The 884-nt window shown below is 55.7% G+C and carries 1 protein-coding gene; it reads left to right on the top strand.

All coding sequences use genetic code 11. From position 1 onward, the window contains the following. Positions 1–701, top strand: a 701-nt coding sequence (locus J5224_RS30980; protein ID WP_264628849.1) for a tRNA-dihydrouridine synthase, incomplete at its 5' end; no start/stop codon positions are given. Positions 702–884 lie beyond the last annotated feature (183 nt).

Below are 884 nucleotides of genomic sequence, written 5' to 3'. Positions count from 1 at the left end.
CTTCGGCCCTGCCTTATGACGATAATGAAACTGCACCAACGGCGATGTCGGCCCAGCAGATCGCGGATGTCGTCGCAGCCTTTGCCAATGCCGCTCAGCGCGCCGATCGCATCGGATTTGATGTGTTTGAAATCCATGCCGCACACGGCTATTTGCTGCATCAATTTCTGTCACCGTTGTCGAATGCGCGTGACGATCGCTATGGCGGGGATTTGAATAACCGTATGCGTCTGGTACTTGAGGTTTTCCGCGCGGTACGTGAGGTTATCCCCGCGCACAAAGCCGTTGGCGTGCGCATTTCCGCCACCGATGGAGTGGAAGGCGGATGGGATCTCGAGCAGTCTGTTGCGCTCAGCCACGCGCTGCACGCTGCTGGCTGCGATTTTATGCATGTCTCAAGCGGCGGGCTCTCTCCGGCACAGCGTATTCAGCCAGGACCCAACTATCAGGTCAGCTATGCTGAGCGCATCAAGCGTGAGGTGGGGATCACCACCATCGCAGTTGGTCTCATCACAGAGGCCGAGCAGGCTGAAGCGATTGTGGCGACAGGTCAGGCGGATGCTATCGGCATCGCGCGCGCTGTGCTCTATAACCCGCGCTGGCCATGGCATGCGGCCGCACGCCTGGGCGCACAAGTATCAACGCCGCCGCAATTCTGGCGTAGTGAACCGCATCACATTAAAAATCTGTTCCAACATTGAGTATTCCCCCTCCCAGCCTTAAACGGGAGGGGTCTCTTCAGCACAGACATCCCACCAAAGGTTAAACATCATTATTCTTCGATGCTAAGATAAAAGATGGATATTGATCATTGGGGTATTCCACATAGCCTTATGCAGGGTTAGCCTTCCAGTGCCGGAACGCTTTCCCGCATCATTATTACG

It is taken from the genome of Candidatus Symbiopectobacterium sp. NZEC135 (genome assembly GCF_025962695.1).
This window is presented reverse-complemented; position numbering and strand designations above follow the sequence as displayed.